An 18,913-nucleotide genomic window follows, 5' to 3' on the forward strand; every position below is an offset into this window, starting at 1 on the left:
AGCTGGCTGCTGCTAGCGTTTTGGCTCGATCAGGTCCCATAGATTGCCGTGGAAATCGGCGAAAACCGCCACCGTGCCGTAGGGCTCCAAGCGCGGTGGCTCGCGAAATTCGACGCCCTTCGCCACCATCGCCGCATGATCGCGGGCAAAGTCGTCGGTTTCCAGGAAGAGAAAAACCCGCCCGCCGGTCTGGTTGCCGATGCTCTTCCTTTGTGCCTCGTCGGAGGCCTCGGCCAGAAGCAGCCGCGCGCCGCGCCCGCTGGCCGGCGCGACCGTCACCCAGCGCTTGCCGCCGCCAAGGTCCACATTCTCCAGGAGCACAAAGCCCATTCGCTCGACATACCAGTCGATTGCTTCGTCATAGCTGTCGACGACCAGCGCAACGGTGGCGATATGACGGTTTTCGGCAAAGCCGGTCATTGCGCGCCGGGCTTCATTTGTTGCGGATTGCGAAGCGGCCGATTATGCGCCGCTCGCCCATATCGTAGACGAAGATCGTGCGGCTGCCATCGACAAGTTCGGCGTCGATCGAGACGCGATTGCCGGATAGCGACTGGCTGACCACCCTGGCGCCGACCGGCAGCACGATGTCTCCGCTGAGCGGTTCGCCGGCGGGCACCTGGATGTCGCCGGCCAGCGGCGGGCTCACCGGCGCTGCCTTGCGTGATTTGTAGACAATCGCCGCGATCACCACCATAAGGGCCAGCAAGAGCAGGCCGAGATTGATGGCCATGAAGCGGATGAGCCTGCCGCGCACCTTTTCGATCTCGGGGTTGAGCGGCTTTTCCCCGCCTTCAACAACGGCGTCTTCGTCGGCGGCGGGGCGGGCCATGGCAAACATTCCGGAACGATTCTCGATGAGCGCTCATAACGAAGAGGCCCCCGGATTGATAGAGGACCAATTCATGCAGGCAGAACCGATCGTGCTCGTGGCCGGCGCCGACGATGCCGGCCAACGCCTCGATCAGTGGCTGGCAGGCAGGCTCGGCCCGGACATGTCGCGCAGCCGCGTGCAGATGCTGATCAGGCAGGGCGCGGTCTTGGTCGACGGCAAGGCCGTTGTCGAGACCAAGCGCAAGATGTCGCCGGGCGAAACTGTCTCGGTCGCCATGCCGGAGCCGGAACCGGCGGAGCCACAGGGGGAAAACATCGCCCTCGATATCCTCTATGAAGATGACGAACTGATCGTCATCAACAAACCCGCCGGGCTTGTCGTCCATCCCGGCGCCGGCAATTGGACCGGCACGCTGGTCAATGCGCTGATCCATCATTGCGGCGACAGCCTGTCCGGCATCGGCGGCGTGCGCCGGCCGGGCATCGTTCATCGCCTCGACAAGCAAACCAGCGGCGTCATGGTCGTGGCCAAGACCGACCGCGCCCACAAGGCGCTTTCGGAGGCCTTTGCCGATCACGGCCTGACAGGCGATCTCGAGCGCGCCTACCTGGCGCTGGTCTGGGGCATACCGCAGCGGCCGGCCGGAACGGTGGATGCCCCACTCGGCCGCGCCGCCGACCGTGTACGTCGCGCCGTAGTACCCGAAGGACGCGACGATGCCCGCCACGCCGTCACCCATTTTGCGGTGCAGGAGCGCTTCGGCGAAAACCAAAAGGAATTCGCAACCGCAAGTCTGGTTGAATGCCGGCTGGAGACCGGCCGCACCCATCAGATCCGCGTCCATATGGCCCATATCGGTCATCCGGTGCTCGGTGATCCCGATTACGGCCAAACCTTTCGCACCAAGGCCAACCGGTTGCCCGAACCGCTGAGAAGCCAGGTCAAGGCCTTCTCCCGGCAAGCTTTGCACGCCTGGCTCCTTGAATTTCGCCATCCGACTACCCATCTATCGATGAGGTTCGAGGCACCGATACCGAGGGACATGGAGGAACTCGTCGGCGGCTTTCGCAGTCTCTGAATCCGCCGCCCGGCAAGCTTCAAATCAACCATCAAAAAACCTGACTGGCGTTGTTCACTTCAGCGTGACACACTGTTTCGTGTTGAACAAAAGCCTGTCTTTTCTGGTTTTGTTCCTGTATATATCTGATGTCGCGAGCGAGCCTTTGGTGCTCGCGTCACATGCCCGCCGCGTTTCGGGGGCATCACTCCAATAGAGAGGGGGCGCTATCATGGCCCAGTCACTACCCAGTATCGTTTCCGGCGAAGGCGGCCTCAGCCGCTACCTGGAAGAGATCCGCCGCTTTCCGATGCTTCAGCCGCAGGAAGAGTACATGCTCGCCAAGCGTTATGCCGAGCATGAGGACACTTCCGCAGCGCACAAGCTCGTCACCAGCCATTTGCGGCTCGTCGCCAAGATCGCCATGGGCTATCGCGGCTACGGCCTGCCGATTGGCGAAGTGATCTCGGAAGGCAATGTCGGCCTGATGCAGGCCGTCAAGAAATTCGAGCCAGAGCGTGGCTTCCGCCTCGCGACCTACGCCATGTGGTGGATCAAGGCCTCGATCCAGGAATACATCCTGCGCTCGTGGAGCCTGGTCAAGATGGGCACGACCGCCAACCAGAAGCGTCTGTTCTTCAACCTGCGCAAGGTGAAGGGCAAGATCCAGGCGCTTGACGACGGCGACCTCAAGCCCGACCAGATCGCCGAAATCGCCACGAGGCTGAACGTCTCGGAAGCGGAAGTCGTGTCGATGAACCGCCGCCTGTCGGGCGACGCCTCACTCAACGCGCCGATCCGGGCGACGGAAGGCGAGTCCGGCGAATGGCAGGACTGGCTGGTCGACGACCACGAAAGCCAGGAAGAGATGCTGATCGAGCAGGACGAGCTGGAAAACCGGCGCGGCATGCTGTCGGGTGCTCTTGCGGTGCTCAACGAACGCGAACGGCGCATCTTCGAGGCGCGCCGCCTCGCTGATGAGCCGCTGACCCTGGAAGAACTGTCGGCTGAGTTCGACATCAGCCGCGAGCGCGTGCGCCAGATCGAAGTGCGCGCTTTCGAGAAGGTACAGGATGCCGTCAAGGCCGCCGCCAAGCGCCAGACCCAGGCGCTGCGTACCATCGAGGCGCAGCCGGCGGCTTAAAGCCGGCATCGGCAACAAGATAAAAAGGCGGCGTCAGGAGACTGGCGCCGCCTTTTTCGTATACCGCAGCGGGTGGCGTGATTGCTTCAAAGCCCATCCAGCGGAAATTTCAGATACCGTCGGCCATTGGCTTCCGGTTCCGGCAGGCGTCCGCCATTCATGTTGACCTGCAGCGCATGCAGGATCAGCCTCGGCATCGGCAATGTCCGGTCGCGCGCCTCGCGCAGGGCAACGAATTCGGCCTCGCCGCGCGCGGCGGCAAGATGTATGTTGTCGGCTTTCTGCGCGGCAACCGTGCTCTCCCATAACGCCTGGCGCCCGCCGGGCTGATAATCATGGCCGACAAAGACGCGCGTGTCCTCCGGCAGGGCCAGAATGCCCTGGATCGAGTGCCACAGGCGCGCGGCGCTGCCGCCGGGAAAATCCGTCCTTGCCGTGCCGCTGTCGGGCATGAACAGCGTGTCGTGAACAAAGGCTGCATCCCCGATCACATAGGTGATCGACGCCAGCGTGTGCCCGGGCGAGAAAAGCACCCTTGCTGGAAGCGTTCCCACCCGAAAAACCTCGCCGTCGCCGAACAGCCGGTCCCACTGCGAGCCGTCGGCGGGGAAATCCGGCCAGTTATAGATCGCCTTCCACAATTTCTGGACCTCGACGATCCTCTCGCCGATCGCCGTCGGCGCCGCGGTCCTTTGCTTCAGGTACTGCGCGGCCGAGAAATGATCGGCATGCGGATGGGTGTCGAGAATCCATTCGACGCTCAGTCCCTCCGCCCTGACGAAATCCAGCAGCGCATCGGCATTGGCTGTCGAAACTGCGCCGGACTTCTCGTCGAAGTCGAGGACCGGATCGATTATGGCACACCGCTTCGTCACCCGGTCGGCGACGACATACTGGATGGCGCCGGTCGGCTTGTCGTGGAAACCGGTGACCTCAGGCTTTGCCGAACCTATGTCCAATCCGACGTCCCCTCCGTTAGCCAGACAGGAATGATTTTCTCTGCCAGAGCAACATAAGAGCATGCTTGTCTAGCGGGGCCCTGCCGTCAAGCACGCCTTGCCAGAAAAGCGACGGAAGTCGAAAAATGCCGGCCAGGCAACTGGAGCAATTCCAAGCGCTTTCCCGGGAAAGGCGCGTGGCGCTTTGCCCAAGGAATTGCGCAAAAACAAAGAGATGGTTCGCCGTTTCCGTGAACCGGAGAGCCGCTTTACGCGGAAGGCTGCTTGGTCTTCCTGAGATAGGGCAGGATGGTCTCGTAGGCGCCGAAGCGCTTGATGGCGTCCTCGTTGGAAACGGCCGCGGTGATGATGACGTCCTCGCCCTGTTTCCAGTTCGCCGGCGTCGCCACCTGGTGCTTGGCGGTCAGCTGCATGGAATCGACCGCGCGCAGGATCTCGTCGAAGTTGCGGCCCGTGGTCATCGGATAGGTCAGCACCAGCTTGATCTTCTTGTCGGGCCCAATGACATAGACCGAACGCACGGTGGCATTGTCGGCGGGCGTGCGGCCTTCCGAGGTCTCGCCGGCACCAGCAGGCAGCATGTCGTAAAGCTTGGCGACCTTGAGATCCTTGTCGCCGATCAGCGGATAGTTCACCGAATGGCCGGTCGCCGTCTTGATATCGTCCTGCCATTTGCCGTGGCTTTCGACCGGATCGACCGAAATGCCGATGATCTTGACATTGCGCTTCTTGAACTCGCCCTCGAGTCCCGCCATCGTGCCCAACTCGGTCGTGCAGACGGGAGTGAAATTCTTCGGGTGGCTGAACAGCACCGCCCAGCCGTCACCGATCCACTGGTGAAAGCTGATCGGTCCTTGCGTGGTCTCGGCGGTGAAATCCGGGGCGATATCGTTGATGCGAAGGCTCATGTTGTTTCCCTACCCTTGAAATGTTGCCGGCAACGGCTGGCGAGCGCTCAAATCTTTTTAACACCTCGGCGGCAACCCACAAATGCCTAAAGCCACAGGCGCCCGTCGCGCCCGCGAAAAAATTTCTCTTCTTGCCGCCAAGTTCGGCAGGAATTTCCGAGGAGACCGCTTATGCCTTGTTGACGGCCAGCGTCGCCGCAAGATCTTCCATGCGCTGCGCCAGCGCGCCAAGCGCGTTGGTCAGCACGCTGTCGCTCTTGTCGGCCTTGGTCAGCGCCTCGTCGCGGGTCTTGCGCAAGGTCAGCACTTCGCTTTCCATGCCCTTGACGCGCTTCTGCAGCTCCGAGAGTTCATCCATGACCATGATGCCGGCCATGACCGTCAGCCGCTGGTCGCCGATCTCGCCGAATGAATCCTTCAGATGCGAGACGTAGCGGTCGAAACGCTCGGCGAGATCGATCAGATGCTCTTCCTGGCCTTCGTCGCAGGCCATCCGATACTGCTTGCCGTCGATGGAAACCGTGACCTGTGCCATCAGCCTACCTATCCAACACAGCGCGGATGGTTTCCATGGCGGTCACCAGTCGTCGCGACACTTCCTTGTTGGCATCCTCCAGCCGCTCGGCGCGCGCCTCGGAACTGTCGAGCTCCTGCGCCAGCCGCGAGCGGTCGGCATTCATCCGCTGCACCTCGGCCTCGGCTTCCGAATAATCGCGCTCATGCTCGAGCTTGGCCGCGACGGCGTTTTCCAGGCCTTCCATGGCCTTGCCCAGCCTTGCGATGACTTCCTTGAGTGTCGTTTCCCCGGTCATGGCCTCGTCCTGTGCCCTGCCCATCACCGAATCGCTCGCGTTCAGAACGCGTTATCTCTGAAACATTAGGCACCGGGTGAAGGCGACGTCAACAAAGCTCTCGCGACTGTCCCCTGCTAACGCTAATATAGGCCTGCCCGCGGCATCACAAGGCCGGCAAATGCGCACCGGTTTGTTGACTAAAAGTGCGCGCCTGCTATGTGTCGCGCACGCTTTTCAAGGGCTCTCCCAAGGCCCCAAACCCCACCCCGGAGGAACCATGACGTCGCGTGAACAACATGACCGGATGGCCAATGCGATCCGCTTTCTCTCCATGGACGCGGTCGAGAAGGCGAACTCCGGCCATCCCGGCCTGCCCATGGGCTGCGCCGACATTGCCACGGTGCTGTTCACCCGTTTCCTGAAATTCGACGCCAAGGCGCCGCATTGGGCCGACCGCGACCGCTTCATCCTGTCGGCCGGCCACGGCTCGATGCTGCTCTACTCGCTGCTCTACCTGACCGGCTACGAAGACATGACGATCGACCAGATCAAGCACTTCCGCCAGTTGGGCTCGAAAACCGCCGGCCATCCCGAATATGGCCACGCCGCCGGCATCGAAACGACCACCGGCCCGCTCGGCCAGGGCCTTGCCAATTCTGTCGGGTTCGCGCTCGGCGAGCGCATCATGAACGCCGCCTTCGGCAACGACCTCGTCAGCCACTACACCTATGTGCTGGCCGGCGACGGCTGCCTGATGGAAGGTGTCTCCCAGGAGGCGATCGCGCTTGCCGGGCACCTCAAGCTCAACAAGCTGATCGTGTTCTGGGACAACAACAACATCTCGATCGACGGCCCGGTGTCGCTGGCTGACAATACCGACCAGGTCGCGCGCTTCCAGGCTTCCGGTTGGAACGCCAGCCACATCGACGGCACGGATCCGGAAGCCATCGCCTATGCGATCGAAGCCGCCCGCCATTCCGACAAGCCGACGATGATCGCCTGCAAGACGACCATCGGCTTCGGCGCCCCGACCAAGGCCGGCACCAACAAGGCGCACGGCTCGCCCCTCGGCGCCGACGAGATCGCCGGCGCGCGCAAGTTCTTCAACTGGGAGTCACCCCCCTTCGAGGTTCCAGCCGACATCCTCGATGCCTGGCGCACGGCCGGCACGGCCGGCGCCGAGGCGCGCGCCGACTGGGAAGGTCGCCTCGCCAAGGCCGACGCCAAGCTCAGGGCACAGTTCGAGCGCCGCGTTGCCGGCAAGCTGCCGTCCAACTTCGACGCCGTCATTGCCGACTACAAAAAGAAGCTCTCCGCCGACAAGCCGAAGGTCGCCACCCGCAAATCTTCCGAAATGGCGCTGGAAGTCATCAACGGCGCCGTGCCCGAAACCATCGGCGGCTCGGCCGATCTCACCGGCTCCAACAACACCAAGACCAGCCAGACCAAGAACATCACCCCGGACGACTACGGCCAGCGCTATGTTCACTACGGCATCCGCGAACACGGCATGGCTGCCGCCATCAACGGGCTGACGCTGCATGGCGGCCTGATCGCCTATGGCGGCACTTTCCTGTGCTTCTCAGACTATGCCCGCCCCTCGATGCGGCTGGCCTCGCTGATGGGCATCCGCTCGATCTTCGTCATGACCCATGACTCCATCGGTCTCGGCGAAGACGGCCCGACCCATCAGCCGGTCGAGCATGTGGCGGCACTGCGCGCCATCCCCAACCACAACGTGTTCCGTCCGGCGGACGCGGTCGAGACCGCCGAATGCTGGCAGTTGGCCCTTGAATCGGAAAAGACGCCGTCAACGCTGGCGCTGACCCGACAGAACCTGCCGACCGTGCGCACCGAATTCACAGAGAAGAACCTGAGCAGCCAGGGCGCCTATGAGCTCGCCGCCGCCAGCGGCGAAGCCGCGGTGACGATCTTCGCCACGGGTTCGGAAGTCGAGATCGCGCTCGGCGCCCGCGACCTCCTGGAGAAGCACGGCCATCCGACCCGCGTCGTCTCGGTTCCTTGCTTCGAACTGTTCGATAAGCAGAGCGAGGACTACCGCCGCAAGACGATCGGCAATGCGAAGGTGAAGATGGCGATCGAAGCCGGCATCCGCCAGGGCTGGGATCACCTCATCGGCTCCGATGGCATCTTCATCGGCATGACCGGCTTCGGCGCCTCGGGAACGATCGAGCAGCTCTATCCGCATTTCGGCATCACCGCCGAGGCGGCCGCCAAGGCGGCGGAAGCCCGCCTGCATGGCAAGTAAGGCCTGCTTGTTGCCCAAAAGTGTATCTCGATTTTGGGACAGCGACATGTATGAAACAAGAACGCTCGGCGAAACCGCGTACAGCGGTTCCGCCGGACTGACCTAATCGATTTAAATCCACGTCGCCGCGGCTGGATTCTTTCCGCTTCCGCCGCTATGAAGCTGCGGACCAATCGTCTGCCCTCCAGCTCCCAAGGAGAGAAAAATGACCGTCAGAGTTGCCATCAACGGATTCGGCCGCATCGGCCGCAACATCCTGCGCGCCATCCATGAATCCGGCCGCAAGGACATCGACGTCGTCGCCGTCAACGACCTCGGCCCGGTTGAAACCAACGCCCACCTCCTGCGCTACGACAGCGTACACGGCCGCTTCCCGCACGAAGTATCGGTTTCCGGCGACCAGATCACCGTCGGCAAGGAGACGTTCAAGGTCACCGCGATCAAGGATCCGACCCAGCTGCCGTGGAAGGAGCTCGGCGTCGACATCGCGCTCGAATGCACCGGCATCTTCACCGCCCGCGACAAGGCAGCCGCACACCTGACCGCCGGCGCCAAGCGCGTCCTCGTTTCGGCGCCCGGTGAAGGCGCCGACCTCACCGTCGTCTACGGCATCAATCACGACAAGCTGAACAAGGACCACATCGTCATCTCGAACGCGTCCTGCACCACCAATTGCCTGGCGCCGCTGGCCGCAGTCCTGCACGAGACGGTCGGCATCGAAAAGGGCATGATGACGACGATCCATTCCTACACCGGCGACCAGCCGACGCTGGACACCATGCACAAGGATCTCTACCGCGCCCGCGCCGCGGCACTCTCGCAGATCCCGACCTCGACCGGTGCCGCCAAGGCCATCGGCCTGGTGCTGCCCGAGCTCAAGGGCAAGCTCGACGGCATCTCGATCCGCGTGCCGACGCCGAACGTCTCGCTCGTCGACTTCAAGTTCATCGCCAAGCGCTCGACGTCGGCGCAGGAGATCAACGAGGCGGTGATCGCCGCCTCCAATGGCAAGCTCAAGGGCATCCTGTCGGTTACCCATCATCCGAACGTGTCGATCGACTTCAACCACGACCCGCACTCCTCGATCGTGGCGCTCGACCAGACCAAGGTGATGGACGGCAACTTCGTTTCGGTGCTGTCCTGGTACGACAATGAATGGGGCTTCTCCAATCGCATGGGCGATACCGCGGTCGCCTTCGGCAAGACCATCGCCTGATCGCGGGCCCATCTTCCAGAGACTTGAAACGCCCGGTTTCGTCCGGGCGTTTTCGTCGGAGTGCTCGGCAACGCGTCGCTTCGCTCCTGCTAAGCCCAAGGACGACGAAGTTGTGGGGCTTCGGCCCAAAAAACCGCTCTCCCGCCTTGCGCCGGCCATGCCTTCGCCCCACTCTTCCTTGAATCGAGAGAAGAGGCAGGGGACAAGTCACGGATGGAGCATGCGATCTATCTCGTCACGCTGGTGGGCACCGCGCTTGTCGTCGTCGCCGCGTTTTCGAGCCTGATCGCCTTCCGCTTCGGCGCACCGCTGCTGCTTCTGTTTCTCTGCATCGGGCTCGCCACCGGGACCGATGGCCTCGGCATCGAGTTCGACAACGCCCGCATCGCCTATTTTGCCGGCTCACTGGCGCTGGCGGTGATCCTGTTCGATTCCGGCTTCGGCACGCCTCTCAATGCCTTGCGGCAGGCAGCCGGGCCGGCGCTGTCTCTGGCCACATTCGGCGTGATCCTCACCACTGGCCTGTTCGGCGCCGCCGCCTACTATATGCTCGATCTCACCTGGCTGGAATCCTTCCTGCTCGGTGCCGCCGTCGCCTCCACCGACGCGGCCGCCGTGTTCTTCCTTTTGCGCGCCGGCGAGATCAATCTGCGCGAGCGCGTGCGCTCCACGCTGGAGGTGGAGTCCGGCACCAACGATCCGATCGCCATCTTCCTGACCATCACCCTGGTCGAGATCATAGCCGCCCATGCCGACCCCGAGGCCAATGTCCTGGTCACCAACCTCGTCCTCGGCTTCCTCATCAACATGGGCCTGGGCGCCATTGTCGGCGTGCTGGGGGGCCTCGCCATCGTGCGCCTCGTCGACCGGCTCAATCTCGACCATGGCCTGCTGCCGATCTTCGTGCTGACCCTATCGCTGATGGTCTTCGCCGCCGCCGGCGCCATCGGCGGCTCCGGTTTCCTGGCGGTCTATCTTGCCGGTCTCATCGCGGGTAATTCCGACATCCGCGCCGTCACCATCCTCAAGCGCTTCCAGGACGGCATGTCCTGGCTGGCGCAGATCATCATGTTCCTGATCCTCGGCCTGTTCGCGACGCCCTCGCAATTCCCGGCGATCATGGTGCCGGCGGTGCTGCTTGGCCTGTTCCTGATGTTCGTCGCCCGGCCGATCGCGGTCTGGCTTTGCCTGGTCCCGTTTCGTCTGCCGCGCCCCGAAGTCGCGTTTGTTTCCTGGGTCGGCCTGCGCGGCGCCGTCTCGATCCTGCTTGCCATCACTCCCTTGCTCGGCGGGCTGGAGAATGGCCGCACCATCTTCAACGCCGCCTTCATCATCGTCCTGGTGTCACTCGTCATCCAGGGCTGGACCGTTGGTCCGCTGGCGCGCCGTCTCGGCCTGATCGTGCCGGCGCGGCTCGGACCTCTGGACAAGGTCGAGCTCGAACTGCCGGGCTCGGCCCATCACGAACTCCTCGCCTACCGCGTCGCGCCGGGCAGCCCGGTGGCGCGCGGCGAGCGCATCCCTCGCTGGGCGCGGCCCTCGCTGGTGTTGCGCGACGGACGCTCGATGCGTTTCCAGGACATGGGCAGGCTTGCCGCCGGCGACCAGGTCTACATCTTCGTGCCGGACCGCTATCCACGCCTGCTCGACAAGCTGTTCGCCAGCCGCGCCGTCGTCGACCCCGAGGACGCCGATTTCTTCGGCGCCTTCGCCGTCGATCCGGCGCGTTCCGCTGCCGAACTGGAAGCCGCATACGCGCCGGGCCTGAGCGAGGCGGAACAGAAGCTCACCGTCGGCGCCCTGGTCACGGCGCGGCTCGGCGGCCATGCCGAATATGCCGACCGCGTGCTGATCGGCCCGATCGAGCTGATCGTGCGCGACGTCGACGACAAGGGCAGGATCACAGGCCTGGGCCTCTCCTTCGAACCGACCGCGCCCGTGGCGCGGGTACCGGTCTTCCTCAGCGCCGGCGAGATCGCCGACCGGATCAAAGCCTTCGTCCAGACCTGGCGCAAGCCGGTGGAAACACCGATCACCGCCGCACGCGCAGACGAGAAAACCGAGCCGGCGGTGGAAAAGGCAACGACCGAAAGCTGACACGGCGATCCTTTGCGCCGCACCCATCCGCCTGCCGTGACGCTTCGCGACGTCGACGCCTTCGCCTTCGCCTTCGCCTTCGCCTTCGCCTTCGCCTTGAAAATTTCGCGCCCTCCCCAGCCAAGTCTTGCATCGTCGTCGGTGCGGGGTATGGTCCCGGCGATTTCTCAGCGAAAGGAACCAGCATGGCCAGCTTCAAGACACTGGACGATATCGGCAACATCAATGGCAAGCGCGTGCTGGTGCGCGTCGACCTCAACGTTCCCGTCGCTGACGGCAAGGTCACCGACACGACCCGCATCGAACGCATCGCGCCGACCATCGCTGAATTGTCAGGCAAGGGCGCCAAGGTCATCCTGCTCGCCCATTTCGGCCGGCCCAAGGACGGTCCCTCGCCGGAATTCTCGCTGGAGCCGATCGCCAGGGCGACGGCCGAGGTGCTTGGCCGTCCCTTGGGCTTTGCCGGCGACTGCGTCGGCGACACGGCGGGAAGCGCGGTCGCCGCCATGAACAAGGGCGACGTGCTGCTGCTCGAGAACACCCGCTTCTACAAGGCCGAGGAGAAGAACGACCCGGCCTTCACCGAACGGCTCGCCGCCAATGGCGATATCTTCGTCAACGACGCCTTCTCCGCTGCCCACCGGGCGCATTCCTCGACCGAGGGACTGGCGCATCTGTTGCCAGCCTTTGCCGGCCGCACCATGCAAGCCGAACTGGAAGCGCTGGAGAAGGGCCTTGGAAATCCTGTTCGCCCGGTGGTCGCCATCGTCGGCGGCGCCAAGGTCTCGACCAAGATCGACCTGCTGATGAACCTGGTCAAGAAAGTCGACGCGCTGGTCATCGGCGGCGGCATGGCCAACACCTTTCTCGCCGCACGCGGCACCGATGTCGGCAAGTCGCTGTGCGAGCACGACCTCGCCGCTACCGCCAAGCAGATCATGATCGAGGCGGCCGAGGCCGGCTGCGCCATCATCCTGCCCGTCGACGGCGTCGTGGCGAAGGAATTCAAGGGGGGCGCGGCCAGCGAAACCGTGGCCATCGCCGACGTGCCTGCGGATGGCATGATCCTCGATGTCGGCGAAAAGACCGTGAGGGCCGTTGCCGACTGGATCGACCGCGCCGCGACCTTGGTCTGGAACGGGCCGCTCGGCGCGTTCGAGATCGAACCCTTCGATCGCGCGACGATGGCGGCAGCCAGGCATGCGGCGGCGCGCACCAAGGCCGGCAAGCTGGTTTCGGTGGCCGGTGGCGGCGATACCGTGGCGGCGCTCAACCAGGCCGGGGTTGCCGACGATTTCACCTATGTCTCGACTGCCGGCGGCGCCTTCCTCGAATGGATGGAAGGCAAGCCGCTGCCGGGCGTCGACGTGCTCAAGCATTGAGACGATCAACTCGAGGCGAGCGCGCGGCGTTGCCGGGACTTTCGATCGATTGGAGCTTTCCGGCGTCATTCCTTTGGCGGTAGTGTCCTGTCAGGCGCAGAACAACACCGTCAAGGAGAAGCACGATGAGCGAACGTCTCGAAGACATTGCCGCCGCGATGGTGGCCAACGGCAAGGGCCTGCTGGCCGCCGACGAAAGCTCGGGAACCATCAAGAAGCGCTTCGACGTCATCGGCGTCGAATCGACCGCGGACAGCCGGCGCGACTACCGCGAGATGATGTTCCGCACCAGTGACGCCATGACCAGGTATATTTCCGGCGTCATCCTTTACGACGAGACTATTCGGCAGAAAGCGGCCGATGGCACGCCGCTGGTCGATATCATCAAGGCTTCAGGCGCCATCCCCGGAATCAAGGTCGATGCCGGCGCCAAGCCCCTGGCCGGCTTTCCCGGCGACACGGTCACCGAGGGCCTCGACGGCCTGCGCGAGCGGCTCGCCGACTATTACAAGCTCGGCGCCCGCTTCGCCAAATGGCGTGCCGTGATCGACATCGACAAGGCAAAGGGCGTGCCGTCGGTCACCTCGATCAGCGCGAACACCCATGCGCTCGCCCGCTATGCGGCCCTTTGCCAGGAAGCCGGCATCGTGCCGATCGTCGAGCCGGAAGTGCTGATGGACGGCGCCCACGACATCGACACGTGCTATGAAATCTCGAGGGCGACGCTGACGAAGCTCTACGACGAGCTCTACGCGGCCCGGGTGGTGCTCGAGGGCACGATCCTGAAGCCCAACATGGTGCTGGCGGGCAGGAAGTCGGGCGCGGTGAGCAGCCCTGAAGAGGTCGCGCAAAAGACCATAAAACTGTTCCGTGAGGCCGTGCCGGCGGCGGTGCCGGGCATCGCCTTCCTCTCCGGCGGCCAGGAGGACGAGGAAGCGACCGCCAACCTCAACGCCATCAACGCCATCGGCCCGCATCCGTGGAAGCTGACCTTCTCCTATGGCCGCGCCCTGCAGGCTGCCCCGCAGAAGGCCTGGAGCGGCAAGGCATCCAATGTTGCCGCGGGTCAGGCCGCCTTCACCCACCGTGCCCACATGAACCACCTGGCGGCGCTTGGACAATGGAAGCCGAGCCTGGAGCAGGCTGCCTGACCACGGTTTTCCGTCTCTATCGGACCCGGGCCATGCGCCCGGGTTTTGCTGCGCTCCGCCGGACTTGGGATGAAGCGCCTCCATCCCTATTTCTCTCCAGCGCAGCCGGCGCGATGTCGGCTCATGCCCGTCCCGAACGTCCTTGGGATGAAGCCAGGGAGAGGTTCATGCATCGCAACAAGGTCGTTTCACGCGAGGATTGGTTCCGGGCACACAAAGCGCATCTGGCGCGCGAGAAGGAATTGACGCGATTTCGCGAGCGCATCGCGGCGGAACGGCGCGAACTGCCTTGGCTGAAGGTGAGAAAGGACTACGTCTTCGAAACCGAGCAGGGTCCAAGATGCCTGGCCGAACTGTTCGCCGGCCGCAGCCAACTGATCGTCTATCATTTCGTGTTCGGGCCCGGCTCGACCCATCATTGCGAAAGCTGTGCGTTCGTCGCCGACCACATGGACGGTGCCAATCAGCATCTGAGACACCATGACGTGTCGCTTGTCGCGGTGTCACGCGCGCCGCTCGCCGAGCTGCTGCCCTACCGAGAGCGCATGGGTTGGAAATTCGACTGGGTCTCATCCTATGCCTCGGACTTCAACTTCGACATGCAGGTGTCGTTCACCGACAAGCAGATCGCATCCGGTGAAGCGATCTACAATTTCGAGACGCCCGTTCTGAAATCGAAAGACCTGCCGGGCACCACCGTGTTCTACCGGGACGAGACCGGCGACATCTTCCTGACCTTCATGTCGCGCGCCCGCGGCAGCGAACAGCTGATCGGCGCCTATCAATATCTCGACCTTGCGCCGAAAGGCCGCGACGAGACCGGGCCTTATAGAACCTTGATGGACTGGGTGCGGCTGCATGACCAGTATGGAAACAGGTCGCAAGCGGACAGGGCTTAGGCATTCAGCGATCCCATCGAACATTGGACGCTTGAAGGCGTCCGCCACCGGTGCAAGGATCGTTCACCTCCGGCGCAACATGCGTTAATTGCTGCTCGATGCGACGCTTTCCGGCTCTCCTCACCTGGCTCGCCTTCCCTGTCTATGTCTGGCAAGGGCTTGGCGTACGCCGACGCACCTCGCGCATGCTGCCCGCGCAAGGCCCGGTCATGCATGAGATCGCCGGCGGCCAGCCGGCGGTCTGGCTGCTGGTGCTGGGCGATTCCTCCGCCGCCTCGGTCGGCATCGAAAAATCCGAGAATGGCCTGGCCGCGCAGCTGGCCGTCCTGATCTCGCAGCGAACCGGCCGCGCCGTGCGCTGGCGCGCCGCCGGGTTCAATTCGGCGACGTCGGGGCAGATCCGCGACCACGTCCTGCCCAATCTCTCGGCCGATCCGTGGACGCATATCGTGCTCGCCATTGGCACCAACGACACCAAGAATTTCCACTCCGTGCCCGCTTCAAGAGGGCGTTCGGCGGTCTGCTCTACGCCCTGCGCGCTAAATGGCCTGAGGCCCGCGTGGTGTGGTCTCCTGTGCTGGAGTTCACGCAAGCGCCAGCCATGCCGCCGCTGCTCGGCAAGATCCTGGAAATTCGCGCCGGTGAGATGAACCGGATGGGCAAACGTCTTTGCCTCGAACGCGGTGCGGTGCCGGCGCCGCGCTTGCCGATCACCAATCCCGAAGCCGGCTTCGCCTCGGACGGATTTCATGCATCGGAAGCCGGTTACCGGGCCTGGGCCGAGCACCTCGTCGGCTGCGTGATCGAAGAGTGATTGCCGCCGGCTCGTGCCGGCCCGATATTCCATCCTGCGCATTCCAGGCTTCCTGGAACTGCGCTACGTCCAATGTCCAAGCACGGCCGTTATCGAAATGGCCGCCATGGCCAGGAGCGCCAGCTTCCAGAAGTCGCTGCGCCGTTTCAGCCCCGGCCAGCCGAGCGGCTTGATCAACTGGATGACCATGATGCCAAGGATGACGAGGGCGAGGAGTTTCGACATGCCGCCTTTGACCAGCATCGCGGTCGGCTGTCAAAGCGCGTCGTTCGTCGCTCGAATAAAATAGGCGCCGCGATCCGGACTGGAACGCGGCGCCAGCCTTTGATCGGGGAACGATCTACTTCAGCGGCTTGAGGCCGGCCTCGATCGAAGCGCGCTTCGATTCCAGGAATGGCGGCAGGGCCAACTTTTCGCCCAGCGTCTCCAGCGGTTCGTCGGCGGTGAACCCCGGCCCGTCAGTGGCGATCTCGAACAGGATGCCATTCGGCTCGCGGAAATAGAGCGAGCGGAAATAATAGCGCTCGACCTCGCCGCTCGACGGCAGACGGAATTCGGCCAGCCGCGCCGTCCATTGATGCAGCGTCTCCTGGTCCGGCGCCCTGAAGGCGACGTGATGAACCGCACCGGCACCTTGCCTTGCCGGCGCCAGTCCCGGCTGCACCAGGACGTGCAATTCCGCCGCCGGCCCACCCTCGCCCATTTCAAAGACCTGAACCTGGCCCTCCGGCGAGGCATAGTCTCGGACCTTGCGCATGTTCATCACTTGCGTCACCACTGCTTCGGTATTGGTGAGGTCGGGAACGCTGATGACGATCGGCCCGAGCCCGCGGATCTGGTGTTCGACCGGCACGCGGCTTTGCGCCCAGGGGCGGCTGTCGCCCTTGCCGTCATCGCTGACGAGGCGCAGACGCTGGCCCTCGGGGTCCTCGAAATCCAGGCTGGCGTAGCCACCGATGTCGGCAATCTCACTCGTGACGATATTTTCGTCAGTCAAGTGTCGCTTCCACCAGGCAAGGCTGTCCTGGCCACCAACCCTGAGGCTGGTCCGCACAATGCTGTGGGTGCCGCGTCGCTCGCGGCCGACCGGCCAGTCGAAGAAAGTAAGGTCGGTGCCCGGCGTCGCTTCGCCATCGGCATAGAAGAGGTGGTAGGCTGAGGTATCGTCCTGGTTCACCGTCTTCTTGACCAGCCGCAAGCCCAGCACCCTTGTATAGAAATGAAGATTTCCACGCGCATTGGCGGTGATGGCGGTCAGATGGTGAATTCCTGTCAGTTGAAGGCTCATGGTCGTCTCCCTGTTTTTGGGGAAGAATTTTCTCCTTCCATATCAGAACTTCGGATCCCTGGCTGGAGACCACGTATCCTGACAGTCCGTCGCCAAAGGCTGAACAATGGATCATGACCAGGCATGCATTAGTGAACGATCTCGGCCTTCTAAACCTGCTTCGGGCCGCGGTCTGATGCAGTGAAAACGATACCTTCACAGGGATAACGCACCGATCGCAACTATTATCCAGGCCCTGCCATCCTCCTGACAGACTGCTGTCAGGAGGGGTGTGCGATACTGTCTTCATTCACAGAGAGGAGACTAGCCATGACCGGTTCCACCATTCTGCGCGGCATGCAGCACTATGTCGGCAAGATTCGTACGATGCGCAACGAGATCCGCACCCAGCGGTTCATCAACTCGCTGCCGGCGGACATTCGCAAGGATATCGGCTGGCCGGACATGTATGCCGAACGTCGCCTTCGCGACAATTGAGACGAATTTTTCGGCAAAGCGGTTGGATGTAGGCGCCCCAACGCCCAGATGATAAGTCCGGCACGCGAGGGACGGAGCGAGCGTATGCCCAAGCAGAAGACAATCGGCCTTCTTTTCATAGACGGCTTCGCCGACTGGGAATATGGCCTGCTGGCCGCCTCGGCGGTCGAATGGTTCGGCGCCCGCGCGGTTTCGCTGACACCCGATGGCAGGCCCGTGAGCGGGATCAGCGGTTTCCGGCTGACGCCCGACCGCTCGGCCGGCGCCGATGAAAATGCCGATCTCGATGCAATCGCCGTCATTGGCTCCGACCGATGGGCGGGCGAGGCGCCGCCCGAGGTGGCGGAATTGCTCAGGGATGTTGCGATGCGGGATGGTGTCGTCGGCGGTATCTGCGCTGGAACGCTGGCGCTGGCCCGGGCCGGCATGTTCGAGAAGGCGAGGCACACCAGCAATGGCCGTGACTGGATCAACCGCCACATTGCTGGCTATGCCGGCGATCACAATTATCAGGACGTGCCGCATGCCGTGTCCGATGGCAAGATCGTTTCCGCGCCAGGTTCGGCGCCCGGCACCTTCGCGCTGGCTTTCCTGAAGACGCTCTATCCTGAACGAAACGGCGAACTTGCCGAGATGCGGACGCTGTTCGCCAGGGAGTATGCTGAACCCTCCTGACAGAATGGTGTCAGGAGCGCCATGCCATAGATGCGAGCGGTGAACAGGACGAGCGATGAAGAGCTGGACCGACAGATTGAACACGCCGGGGGTCAACGGCATCAGACCGGCCCCGCGCACGGTGGCAGATGGAGTCGAAGAGCAGACGATGCTGGTGCCGACGGCGCAACAGGTCGACGAATTCATCCGCTCGATTCCCGAAGGCGTCGAGATGGACGTTCGCGTGCTGCGCACGGCGCTTCCCTTTGAACGTGGCGCCGAAGTGACATGCCCGGTCGCGATCGGCTATCATCGGCGTACCGTTGCCGAAGCAGCCATTGAGTATCTCGGGCGCGGCATGACGCTGAGCGATGTCGCGCCTTTCTGGCGCGAGCTCGATGCCAATGACGCCGACAACGAGGAAATTGTCCTTCGGCGCGGAATCTGTGGCCGCGCAGCGCAAGTGCGAAGGCTTGAAACCATGATGCATGCCGCCGAGTGTTCTGCGGTTTCGGAATAAAGGCATGCGCAAGAACACGATGCATGCAGCCCAACCGGTTTTGGGCGACATGCATAGGAACAACATCGAGGGACCATACGATGCGACGCGCCGACAGGCTCTTCCAGATCGTGCAGCATTTGCGCGGTGGCCGTCTGGTCACCGCGCAGAAGCTTGGCACATGGCTCGAGGTTTCCGAGCGAACCATCTATCGCGACATAGCCGACCTTCAGTCGACCGGAGTGCCGATCGATGGGGAAGCGGGCGTCGGCTACATGATGAGGGAGGGTTTCGACCTTCCACCGCTGATGTTCACGCGTGACGAGATCGTGGCGCTGGTCGCCGGCGCCCGCATGGTGCGTGCCTTTGGCGGTGCGGCCATGGCCCGGGCCGCTGATGAGGCTTTGGTCAAGATCGGCGCGGTGCTGCCCGATGCCGAAAAGGACCGTATCGCTCGCACCGAGATCCAC

General features: G+C 63.3%; 20 protein-coding genes and 1 pseudogene. 13 read left to right on the forward strand and 8 right to left on the reverse strand.

The annotated features are described in order from the left end of the window. Nucleotides 1–12 precede the first annotated feature (12 nt). A complete protein-coding gene (locus tag FJ946_RS29555; protein WP_140567461.1) occupies nt 13–420 on the reverse strand; it encodes a VOC family protein in 408 nt (135 codons plus the stop codon). 13 nt (nt 421–433) lie between these two features. Next, nucleotides 434–832 carry a fimbrial protein gene (locus FJ946_RS29560; protein WP_140500558.1) on the reverse strand — a complete coding sequence of 133 codons (399 nt, stop codon included), beginning with the start codon at nt 830–832 and terminating at the stop codon, nt 434–436. Nucleotides 833–857: 25 nt separating this feature from the next. On the opposite strand from FJ946_RS29560, the gene FJ946_RS29565 reads away from it, so the two are divergent. After that, nucleotides 858–1,913, forward strand: a complete 1,056-nt coding sequence (locus tag FJ946_RS29565; protein WP_140567458.1) for an RluA family pseudouridine synthase — start codon at nt 858–860, stop codon at nt 1,911–1,913. A gap of 211 nt (nt 1,914–2,124) precedes the next feature. Continuing rightward, on the forward strand, nt 2,125–3,036 hold the full coding sequence (gene rpoH, locus FJ946_RS29570; protein WP_027023478.1) for an RNA polymerase sigma factor RpoH: 912 nt from the start codon (nt 2,125–2,127) through the stop codon (nt 3,034–3,036). Nucleotides 3,037–3,122: 86 nt separating this feature from the next. Here rpoH and FJ946_RS29575 read toward each other — a convergent pair whose 3' ends face one another. From FJ946_RS29575 to FJ946_RS29590, 4 genes are all read right to left on the reverse strand, one after another. After that, nucleotides 3,123–3,995 (reverse strand): MBL fold metallo-hydrolase, encoded by an 873-nt coding sequence (locus FJ946_RS29575; RefSeq protein WP_140500555.1) that lies wholly within the window; start codon nt 3,993–3,995, stop codon nt 3,123–3,125. 248 nt (nt 3,996–4,243) lie between these two features. Then, the gene (locus tag FJ946_RS29580) at nt 4,244–4,903 is read right to left on the reverse strand and encodes a peroxiredoxin (protein ID WP_140500553.1); all 660 of its coding nucleotides are present in this window, start codon (nt 4,901–4,903) and stop codon (nt 4,244–4,246) included. Nucleotides 4,904–5,072: 169 nt separating this feature from the next. Beyond that, on the reverse strand, nt 5,073–5,438 hold the full coding sequence (locus tag FJ946_RS29585) for a cell division protein ZapA (RefSeq protein ID WP_140500552.1): 366 nt from the start codon (nt 5,436–5,438) through the stop codon (nt 5,073–5,075). Between the two features lie 4 nt (nt 5,439–5,442). Next, nucleotides 5,443–5,715, reverse strand: coding sequence for a DUF4164 domain-containing protein (locus tag FJ946_RS29590; protein ID WP_140500550.1), 273 nt, complete (start codon nt 5,713–5,715; stop codon nt 5,443–5,445). 259 nt (nt 5,716–5,974) lie between these two features. On the opposite strand from FJ946_RS29590, the gene tkt reads away from it, so the two are divergent. From tkt to FJ946_RS29625, 7 genes and pseudogenes are all read left to right on the forward strand, one after another. Continuing rightward, complete coding sequence (tkt, locus tag FJ946_RS29595) at nt 5,975–7,966, forward strand: transketolase (protein WP_140517877.1); 1,992 nt, start codon at nt 5,975–5,977, stop codon at nt 7,964–7,966. Between the two features lie 205 nt (nt 7,967–8,171). Continuing rightward, on the forward strand, nt 8,172–9,182 hold the full coding sequence (gene gap, locus FJ946_RS29600; protein ID WP_140500546.1) for a type I glyceraldehyde-3-phosphate dehydrogenase: 1,011 nt from the start codon (nt 8,172–8,174) through the stop codon (nt 9,180–9,182). Between the two features lie 213 nt (nt 9,183–9,395). After that, nucleotides 9,396–11,279, forward strand: a complete 1,884-nt coding sequence (locus FJ946_RS29605; RefSeq protein ID WP_140517876.1) for a potassium/proton antiporter — start codon at nt 9,396–9,398, stop codon at nt 11,277–11,279. 185 nt (nt 11,280–11,464) lie between these two features. Continuing rightward, nucleotides 11,465–12,661 carry a phosphoglycerate kinase gene (locus FJ946_RS29610; RefSeq protein WP_140567456.1) on the forward strand — a complete coding sequence of 399 codons (1,197 nt, stop codon included), beginning with the start codon at nt 11,465–11,467 and terminating at the stop codon, nt 12,659–12,661. A 125-nt stretch (nt 12,662–12,786) separates the two neighbouring features. Beyond that, entirely contained in the window at nt 12,787–13,812 is a 1,026-nt protein-coding gene (locus tag FJ946_RS29615) for a class I fructose-bisphosphate aldolase (protein WP_140500540.1), read from the forward strand. Nucleotides 13,813–13,979: 167 nt separating this feature from the next. Beyond that, nucleotides 13,980–14,711, forward strand: a complete 732-nt coding sequence (locus FJ946_RS29620) for a thioredoxin family protein (protein WP_140517874.1) — start codon at nt 13,980–13,982, stop codon at nt 14,709–14,711. Between the two features lie 98 nt (nt 14,712–14,809). Then, nucleotides 14,810–15,525 (forward strand): annotated as a pseudogene (locus tag FJ946_RS29625) (SGNH/GDSL hydrolase family protein). Between the two features lie 63 nt (nt 15,526–15,588). On the opposite strand, the gene FJ946_RS29630 reads toward FJ946_RS29625, so the two are convergent. Together FJ946_RS29630 and FJ946_RS29635 are read right to left on the reverse strand one after the other, a co-directional pair. Continuing rightward, nucleotides 15,589–15,768: a hypothetical protein gene (locus FJ946_RS29630; RefSeq protein ID WP_181165425.1), complete on the reverse strand. Its 180-nt coding sequence runs from the start codon at nt 15,766–15,768 to the stop codon at nt 15,589–15,591. A gap of 97 nt (nt 15,769–15,865) precedes the next feature. Next, nucleotides 15,866–16,813 carry a ring-cleaving dioxygenase gene (locus FJ946_RS29635; RefSeq protein ID WP_140567453.1) on the reverse strand — a complete coding sequence of 316 codons (948 nt, stop codon included), beginning with the start codon at nt 16,811–16,813 and terminating at the stop codon, nt 15,866–15,868. A gap of 309 nt (nt 16,814–17,122) precedes the next feature. Here FJ946_RS29635 and FJ946_RS29640 point away from each other — a divergent pair, with 309 nt between their 5' ends. The 4 genes from FJ946_RS29640 to FJ946_RS29655 form a co-directional block, all read left to right on the forward strand. After that, the gene (locus tag FJ946_RS29640; RefSeq protein ID WP_140500534.1) at nt 17,123–17,290 is read left to right on the forward strand and encodes a hypothetical protein; all 168 of its coding nucleotides are present in this window, start codon (nt 17,123–17,125) and stop codon (nt 17,288–17,290) included. A gap of 84 nt (nt 17,291–17,374) precedes the next feature. Continuing rightward, nucleotides 17,375–17,965 carry a DJ-1/PfpI family protein gene (locus FJ946_RS29645; protein ID WP_140517872.1) on the forward strand — a complete coding sequence of 197 codons (591 nt, stop codon included), beginning with the start codon at nt 17,375–17,377 and terminating at the stop codon, nt 17,963–17,965. Between the two features lie 55 nt (nt 17,966–18,020). Beyond that, nucleotides 18,021–18,464, forward strand: coding sequence for a hypothetical protein (locus tag FJ946_RS29650; RefSeq protein ID WP_246680992.1), 444 nt, complete (start codon nt 18,021–18,023; stop codon nt 18,462–18,464). Between the two features lie 80 nt (nt 18,465–18,544). Then, nucleotides 18,545–18,913: HTH domain-containing protein (locus FJ946_RS29655; RefSeq protein WP_140509693.1), on the forward strand; the 369-nt coding region annotated here is incomplete at its 3' end.

The sequence above is a fragment of the Mesorhizobium sp. B2-4-7 genome (genome assembly GCF_006442685.1).
Lineage (GTDB): Bacteria > Pseudomonadota > Alphaproteobacteria > Rhizobiales > Rhizobiaceae > Mesorhizobium.

Excerpts from the sequence above, each read along its gene's own strand:
- FJ946_RS29555 (WP_140567461.1), bottom strand. The coding sequence starts at position 420 with ATGACCGGCTTTGCCGAAAACCGTCATATCGCCACCGTTGCGCTGGTC.
- FJ946_RS29560 (WP_140500558.1), bottom strand. The coding sequence starts at position 832 with ATGGCCCGCCCCGCCGCCGACGAAGACGCCGTTGTTGAAGGCGGGGAA.
- FJ946_RS29565 (WP_140567458.1), top strand. The coding sequence starts at position 858 with ATGAGCGCTCATAACGAAGAGGCCCCCGGATTGATAGAGGACCAATTC.
- rpoH (WP_027023478.1), top strand. The coding sequence starts at position 2,125 with ATGGCCCAGTCACTACCCAGTATCGTTTCCGGCGAAGGCGGCCTCAGC.
- FJ946_RS29580 (WP_140500553.1), bottom strand. The coding sequence starts at position 4,903 with ATGAGCCTTCGCATCAACGATATCGCCCCGGATTTCACCGCCGAGACC.
- FJ946_RS29585 (WP_140500552.1), bottom strand. The coding sequence starts at position 5,438 with ATGGCACAGGTCACGGTTTCCATCGACGGCAAGCAGTATCGGATGGCC.
- FJ946_RS29590 (WP_140500550.1), bottom strand. The coding sequence starts at position 5,715 with ATGACCGGGGAAACGACACTCAAGGAAGTCATCGCAAGGCTGGGCAAG.
- tkt (WP_140517877.1), top strand. The coding sequence starts at position 5,975 with ATGACGTCGCGTGAACAACATGACCGGATGGCCAATGCGATCCGCTTT.
- gap (WP_140500546.1), top strand. The coding sequence starts at position 8,172 with ATGACCGTCAGAGTTGCCATCAACGGATTCGGCCGCATCGGCCGCAAC.
- FJ946_RS29605 (WP_140517876.1), top strand. The coding sequence starts at position 9,396 with ATGGAGCATGCGATCTATCTCGTCACGCTGGTGGGCACCGCGCTTGTC.
- FJ946_RS29610 (WP_140567456.1), top strand. The coding sequence starts at position 11,465 with ATGGCCAGCTTCAAGACACTGGACGATATCGGCAACATCAATGGCAAG.
- FJ946_RS29615 (WP_140500540.1), top strand. The coding sequence starts at position 12,787 with ATGAGCGAACGTCTCGAAGACATTGCCGCCGCGATGGTGGCCAACGGC.
- FJ946_RS29620 (WP_140517874.1), top strand. The coding sequence starts at position 13,980 with ATGCATCGCAACAAGGTCGTTTCACGCGAGGATTGGTTCCGGGCACAC.
- FJ946_RS29630 (WP_181165425.1), bottom strand. The coding sequence starts at position 15,768 with ATGCTGGTCAAAGGCGGCATGTCGAAACTCCTCGCCCTCGTCATCCTT.
- FJ946_RS29635 (WP_140567453.1), bottom strand. The coding sequence starts at position 16,813 with ATGAGCCTTCAACTGACAGGAATTCACCATCTGACCGCCATCACCGCC.
- FJ946_RS29640 (WP_140500534.1), top strand. The coding sequence starts at position 17,123 with ATGACCGGTTCCACCATTCTGCGCGGCATGCAGCACTATGTCGGCAAG.
- FJ946_RS29645 (WP_140517872.1), top strand. The coding sequence starts at position 17,375 with ATGCCCAAGCAGAAGACAATCGGCCTTCTTTTCATAGACGGCTTCGCC.
- FJ946_RS29650 (WP_246680992.1), top strand. The coding sequence starts at position 18,021 with ATGAAGAGCTGGACCGACAGATTGAACACGCCGGGGGTCAACGGCATC.